The organism is Antarcticirhabdus aurantiaca, from assembly GCF_009765365.1.
GTDB lineage: Bacteria > Pseudomonadota > Alphaproteobacteria > Rhizobiales > Rhizobiaceae > Antarcticirhabdus > Antarcticirhabdus aurantiaca.
Genome location: NZ_VTOM01000006.1, coordinates 285,475 through 292,246 on the forward strand (window position 1 = coordinate 285,475; position 6,772 = coordinate 292,246).

Consider the following 6,772-nt stretch of genomic DNA (forward strand, 5'->3'; position numbering starts at 1 on the left):
TCTGATCGTCGAACGAAGGCCGCGGAGCGGGCGACGGCGCGCCGTTCCCCATGCTGCTGACGGCGGGCGGCTGGGGTGCGCCGAACAGGCTGTCGAGAAGACCCATCGTGATTTCCTTTCCTACCAGAGGCCACCACGACCAGCGCCGGCTTTGCCGATGCTGTCGGATGCTGACTTCGACATCGCCGGGCCGCTGTCGCCGCGCCCACCACGACGATCACGATCCTTGAGGTGCTGCGCCTGTGAGGGCGCGCGCGGGGTGCTCGGAAGACCAAGGCCGGTGAAGCCGCCCTGTCCGTAGCGCGCCGGGTCGTTGAGGACGGATTGCGGGATCGCTCGTCCGGTGAGGAGACCGGTCGTCACGCCGTTGCCCATGGTAGGAGCGCCGAACAAACCCTGTTGCTGAAGGCTCGGGCCGAACATGCCGCCGAGAAGCCCGCCGCCGACCAGACCAACAGGGCCACCGACGAGGCCGCCGATCAGCGCGCCGCGGGCAACGTTGCCGACCACCGGATTGCGCTGGCGACGTTCCCGGGGCGCTGCGTCGACCCGGCCAACGAGGCGAGCGTCGGCGGGCAGGCCGGGCACGGTCGACTGGCCGTAGGGATCGGCAACGACGGGGCCGCTGGTGACGGGGCCGAAGCCGCTCCACCCCGTGTCCTGCGCAAGCGCGGCAGTGCGCGACATGCGAGCGGTCGGATCATAGCCCTGCGCTGCCATTGTGCTGCGGCGGTCGACCTCGCGGCCCATTACACCGCCGAGGACGGCGCCGGCCGGGCCGAGCGTCACGCCCCCGAGAAGGCCGCCCACCACCTGCTCGCCGGACGGAAGGGCGTTGCCGATCCTCGACGCGGCTCGCTCCATCATGCCGGGCTGGCGAGGTGCCGCAGGAACGGCAGGAGCGCCGAGACCCGTGCGGGCACCGACAGGGGCGCCGATCGGAGCCACGCCTACACCTGTCGAGACCGCCGGCCGAGCGGTCGGTGTCGGCATCGAGCGAGGCGTCGGGGCCATGCCGGGTGCGGGACCCACCGTGCGAGGCGCAGGCAGGGACGGGAGCGAGGCGGCCGGCGTAGGTGCCGGAAGGTTCGGGCCGTAGACCCGCGGAGCGCCACTGGCGAGGCCGAAACGGGCCGTGCGCTCGGACGGCGGTATTCCCCGCATCTGCTGCTCGCCGGCCAGCCCGACAGGAGCTTGAGGCTGTGGCTTCGGCGCCGGGCTTGAGGGTGTCGGGAAGCCCGGCAGGTTCCGCGTCGGCAGCGCCGGGGCGGCGCCCGGCAGAGTGCGCGAGGTGAGATCCGGCACCGGGGCGGCGGCGAGCTGCGGGGCGCCTCTGGCCGCAGGCGCGGGCACCGCCGCAGGCCGAGCCGCGGCACGTACCTGGCCATTGGCGGGAAGTGTTGCGGCGGCGGCGGGACCGAGGCCGGTAACGGCGCTGAGGAGGCCGCCGGCCGCGTTGACGGCGTTGTTGGCGAAGCTGGACAGAAGGCCGCCCTGACGCGGGGCCGCAGCCGGTGGAGAAGCGGCAGCGGTTCGCGTCAGGGCGGGCATGGCAGGCGCCTCAAGGCGAGCCTGCACATCTGCGGGAAGGCTGGCGGCCTTCGGCATCGGGCCTTGGCGGGGCGCGATGGGACTGCCGGAGAACATGGCGTTCAGGGTCGGCCGAGCCCATGCCGGTGCTCGATCGACTGACATCCCCGTGTAGCTACCACCAGCGCCCCAGACAGCGGGGCTCTTGCGGCTGTCGAGGTGGATGGAGTTGCCGCCGCTGTAGAGACCGACACCGCGAGCGCCAGCACCGACTGCGGCTTCCAGCATCGCGGCCTTCTGATCGTCCGACCAGCCGCGCACGTCGATGTCGAGCGCGTTGCCGTGAAGGTGCTGGCTCTGCCTGGCGCCGCCGGCCGCCCGGTTCTGGGCCTTGGTCCGGTGGCCCGAGTTTACGACCGCATCGCCGAAGCCGGCGGCCGAGAGCGCATCCATGACGCCGCCAATGCCGCCAGTGAGCCTGCTTCGGTCATAGCTCGATACTGTTGCCCCACGCGGCGCGGGGACACCGGCAAGGCCCGGCAATCGCTCGCCAGCCGGTACGGCGTTCACCGCGTTGACCGACCCCATGCGGGTGCGACCTTCGGCACGGCCATAAGCGAGCGCGCCGGCTGGCGTAGTGGCAGGCGCAGGCACAGTCCCGGCGTTCATCCGATCCGCGACGGTGCTGGGCAGGCTGGCGAGGGTGGGCGCGGGGAGACCGGAGCGGCCCGCGACGGTGCTCCGCGGCGTCGGTGTCGGGATCGCGCTGGTGGCCTGGCCATCGAGGCGGGCACGCTCATAGGCGGCGGCACCAGCTCGGCCGGCGACGAGGTTGCCGTTCAGGGCAGGACCGCGCGGCGCAGGGGTCGGGACCGGCACGCCGGCCGGCGTCGACATGCCCGCGAAGGTGTTCGGATCCTGATAGCCGAAACCATCTGCGAGACGGCGATCAGCGCGAACTGCGGGCGCGCCGACTACGGGCACTGAGGCGAGCATGGCGGGGGTGCGGGCAATCGGCGCGACGGGGTTGCGGGCGGCAGCCTGGACGGTACGCCGGGCATCCACGGGGTCGCTGTAGAAGGTATGCACGCCGATCGACGCGACCTTCTTCCCGTCTGCGGCGAGCTTCTTCCCCCACGACGGGCTTACCGACTTCGTGTGGTAGTGGGTCGCGCCCTGCGTCGGGTCGGGCACCCTTCCGGAGAGAACGTCGGAGGCGACGCGAACCGCCTCCTGCCAATCCTTGTCGTTCCGCTTGGCCGCCTTCTCGATCTTCGCGCGGTTCGGGTCGCGAGGGCTAAGGGCGGTGTACTGGTCCGAGCCGTAGACGACGCTCCCGACATCCAAGCCTGCCGCGCGGGCGCGGTTGACGACCGTATGAGCTACGGCCACCCGTCCCTTCCGGGCTTCTCCTCGTGCCTCGCCGTAGACGGCAGCGGCGAGGTCGAAAACGTCGTCAGCCGTCGCCATCAGGGATCCCCATGTGTTCGAGGACGTTGTCGGCGACGCGCTCGGCCAGATGCGTCAACATCCGGGCTTCGCCGAAGCGGGCACCCGCATGGAACAGGGCGCGGATGGCCGTGGGGAAGGCGTCAGGATCGGAGGTCGAGCGGGCGCTCGCCACGTCCAACGCAGCCTGCAAAGCTGCGGTGTAGCTCTCGTGGCCGACCCTCTCCGCGTCCTTGTAGCAGAGCGGCAAGGCGACCTCGTGCGCGAAGGCCCGGCCGCTGCTCAGAAGGGCTTCAGTGGCGGCCTCCAGCCGCTCGTTCTTCGCCGGGGCGCCGAAGCCCTCGTTCGCCTCGTCGAGGACCGGCATCAGGCAGCCCTCGCACCGCCGGCCGAGCCAATGCCGACCATGTCGAGGTCGCCGCGGTGGAAGATGCCGGGGAACTCGGCGCCCGAGCGCTTCAGCTTCTCGGCGGCAGCGGTGATGACGAACTCGTTGGGGGTGATGCCGGCGCGGTTGGCCTGGTCGAAGAGCGCGTCGCGGAACTCACGCGTGACGCGGGCGCCGTTCAGGAAGAGCTGAGTTGAAGCCATGGATGCCTCCGTTGATGGAGGCACTGGAGCACGCGCGCGAGAGGATGGGGATTAGGCACGGTTGGGCATGTTTGCGCAGGTGCATGTCTTGCGAGCTAACAGCCCAAAGCATCAATGGCTAGGCAGCGACGCTCCAAAGCAAACGTGCTTGCATGCGTGCTCAAGTCATCAGTTCGAGTAAGCGATCGCCGCTGTAAACCGCGGGCGATTAGCGGCCACGTTGGCGAACTGTCCCGCTGTGAGGCCAAAGAACCCGACGACGGGTGTGTACGCGGTGGTCGTTTCCACAATCACCAGCGAGTCACCCTCCGCTATGCTCGGTAGCCGCCCGCTTAGCGCGTTCACGTCCGTCAAAGGACCCAAGGGGCTGATCGGATACGACCATGCCACCTCCGTCTTCCCAGCTTTCATCTTCAGGCTGCTGACGCGAAAGGTCACGTCAGAAGCTCGTGCCGGCAGCATCTTTAGGAACATGGCGTAGTTGGTGTCGAGGAACGCCTTGTTGACCGTGCTTCTGCGCGAAACGATGTCGGCCACCGTAAAGGTCGCCGCCTCAGCTCGGTTAGACTCCTGGTGGAGGAGGAACAGCATGAGCGATCCGAACAAGATCGCCGCAAGAACGGGAACGATCAGCGCGAACTCGATGGCAGCGACGCCCTGCTTGGACTGGCAGAACCGTCGGACGAGGGCGTAGACGGGCTGCATGGGGGTCATACGGGCTCGTTCATGAAGGCGGCAGTCGACACAAGGCTGTAGCCGCCCTTCGAGTCCTTAGGTAACGAAAGAGCAAAGCCGATGCCCGGTGTCAAAGGATCTGCGACGGTGCAGACGCGCACATACATGATGCTAGCGCGGCCGCCCTCTTTGTAGGCCACCACGGGCTGTACCTGTGCGCCTCGATCAACGCAGCTGACGCTCGACGTCGGGAAATCAGCAGCGGAGGTCACCTCCGTCATCTCAACAGTGACGGCGTTGATGCAGTCTGGAATGATCATTGCCTCATCGCAGATCGCCTGCTTGAACTCGGTCTGCGTCTTCGGGGCTTGTGGATCGGCGACGCGCACGAGGCGCACCACCTGAGAAACCGCTCGGTCAAGAAGCGTGGATCTGGTCATGAGCCAGCCCGCTTCGAACGTCGAGAAAGCGACGCTGAAAAAAAGCGGCGCAAGAAGCGCAAACTCCAATGCGCTCGCGCCCGATCGGTCCGCCCAAATGCCTTGCAGGCCGTTCCGCACGGTTCAGTCCACCAGCCGGAGCTTCTGCATCGATGTCGCGATCGACTGAAAGGCCGAGGACATATCAAGCCCATCCACTTTGTAGGCGTAAGACTTGTCGCTCGCACACTCGGCGATTGTTTTGGCAACCGAGTCGCTGACTTTGAAGGCGATCGTGAAGATGGTGATGCCTTGAGCCTTCGAGTAAGTGCAAACCTTTTTGTAGAGCGCTGCCGCTTGGCTCTCGGTATAAAGCGTGCGCGCGTCGCCGCTCTTCACGTTCTTGTCCGTGACCGCATCCGTGGTTGTCAACTTCGGGCGTGTCTGCGAGCCGATCTGTCCATCAGTCATCAGAACGATAAACTTGCGAGTGTCGTCTGATTTGAATGCGGAGGGTCGGCTCCGGAAGCCTGCTGGAATAGCAGCGATGCCGCTGTCGCCCATCGTCTTGATCGTCGGCTGCATGGCCGGGTTCAGCAGGAGTTCGGCCCATTTCATGCCATAGGCCGTTCCGGTCCCGTCATAAGGGTCGAGGGCGTCTATGCGCTGCTTGAGATAGGTCAGGTCGTTCGTCATGTAGGTGACAGCCGCCACGTCGACCGGGCACCACCACGGCTTCTTACCCTTGGTGCTGATGTTGTTGACCGAGAAATGCGCCACCTGCGCGCGCTTCGGAAATTCAGGAACGCCTGCGTTGAAGTCGGCATCTACGAGTTCGAAACACGACGAATAGCAGTGGAGGCGGGTGTACTTCGATGACGCGTCAGGCTCGCACTTGCCACTTGGGCTCGGCCCGTTTTTCTTCTCCTTGTCCGAGGGAACATAACCCGACAAGAGATTGTAGGCATCGAAGCCAAGGTTCACAGTTCCCGCGAATGGCACGATGCTGACTGATGTGACGTCTTTCACCTCGTCCTTCAGAACGACGTCGAGGAAGGACTTCGCCGCCGGCCTGAGCTGCGTCATGCCGCCGTTGTCATACATGGAGCCTGAGATATCGAGCACGAGGGAAAGCTCGATGTTCGGGCGCTCCTCCAAGGCGGTGGAGGACGCATGAACCGCCAGTGAGTTCATGCCGGCGAGCTTCAGGAACGACGTATCAATCAGGATCTCGGCCGAGGCAGACACCTTGCGAGAGTTGATCTTGTGGTCGTCCGTGACCGCAATCTGCGCCCCACGGATTTCTGGCACCGCATTCACGTAGCTCTCGATGAGTGCCTTGGCCTCTTGTGTCTGCGTGAGGGATGCTGCCGCCAGCGTTCCGCGATCAAGGGCATCCTGCAATGCCAGTCTCGTGCGCTCGTGGGAGACAAAGTCCAACGCTCCACCCGCGGCCAGCGTCATAGGCACGAGCATGAAGGCGGACATCACAGCGAAGTTGCCGCCTTTCTCGCGCCATAGCGCGCGCAGCCGTGTTCTCATGCTCCACATACGCAACTCTCCTCAGGCGGATGAGCATGCGCCATCAAGAGTGTACGCTAGGTGAAACTGCGCACCCGGATTGATCCGCCTGTGGTTTCGCCCCGCCATTCGTGAACCTCCGTCCCTGCCGAGGTTAATGCATGGTCGCATCACTCAAGGCTGGGAGGACGATCAGCTCTGCTAAGTACGATTACAGAGCTGTCACGACGAAATTCTAAGTGTCTTGATGCGATTGGCGATGTCGTCGAAGATCGCCTGGAGCTGGGCCGCGTCGGAGACGTCGTAGTAGTGGGACGCGTCGCTGGCGCAGCCCTTCAACAGCGCCGAACTGGTGGCCGTGTCGACCTCAAGGCGGATGGTGAAGAGCTCGACGCCCTTCTCCTTGGCCGCGTCGCAGGCGCGCTGCGTCATTCCGTCCATGGCGGCGGCAACGGTAGCAGCTTTCGGCGCGTCCTTGGGCTTGGGCACGTCGGCCGGGCGCGGCAGGCAGTTCACGGGCGTCGGGTCGGTAAGGTCCTTGTGCTTCTTGCCATGCTTGTCATGCTTGACCTTGGGCTTCTTGCCGG

General features: G+C 65.9%; 6 protein-coding genes and 1 pseudogene. All 7 read right to left on the reverse strand.

What is annotated here, in order from left to right; translation table 11 throughout:
• Positions 1-120 precede the first annotated feature (120 nt).
• Positions 121-3,000: a cell wall hydrolase gene (locus FZN60_RS09750; RefSeq protein ID WP_158873278.1), complete on the reverse strand. Its 2,880-nt coding sequence runs from the start codon at positions 2,998-3,000 to the stop codon at positions 121-123.
• Entirely contained in the window at positions 2,987-3,346 is a 360-nt protein-coding gene (locus FZN60_RS09755; RefSeq protein ID WP_158873279.1) for a hypothetical protein, read from the reverse strand. The genes FZN60_RS09750 and FZN60_RS09755 overlap by 14 nt, the downstream gene beginning before the upstream one ends.
• Positions 3,346-3,570, reverse strand: a complete 225-nt coding sequence (locus FZN60_RS09760; protein WP_158873280.1) for a hypothetical protein — start codon at positions 3,568-3,570, stop codon at positions 3,346-3,348. Before FZN60_RS09760 ends, FZN60_RS09755 begins: the two co-directional genes overlap by 1 nt.
• A gap of 168 nt (positions 3,571-3,738) precedes the next feature.
• Positions 3,739-4,284: a TadE/TadG family type IV pilus assembly protein gene (locus FZN60_RS09765; protein ID WP_158873281.1), complete on the reverse strand. Its 546-nt coding sequence runs from the start codon at positions 4,282-4,284 to the stop codon at positions 3,739-3,741.
• Positions 4,281-4,805: a TadE/TadG family type IV pilus assembly protein gene (locus tag FZN60_RS09770; RefSeq protein ID WP_158873282.1), complete on the reverse strand. Its 525-nt coding sequence runs from the start codon at positions 4,803-4,805 to the stop codon at positions 4,281-4,283. Before FZN60_RS09770 ends, FZN60_RS09765 begins: the two co-directional genes overlap by 4 nt.
• 3 nt (positions 4,806-4,808) lie before the next feature.
• Entirely contained in the window at positions 4,809-6,215 is a 1,407-nt protein-coding gene (locus FZN60_RS09775) for a TadE/TadG family type IV pilus assembly protein (RefSeq protein WP_158873283.1), read from the reverse strand.
• A 192-nt stretch (positions 6,216-6,407) separates the two neighbouring features.
• Positions 6,408-6,772, reverse strand: a pseudogene (locus FZN60_RS09780) (hypothetical protein); the annotation flags it as partial.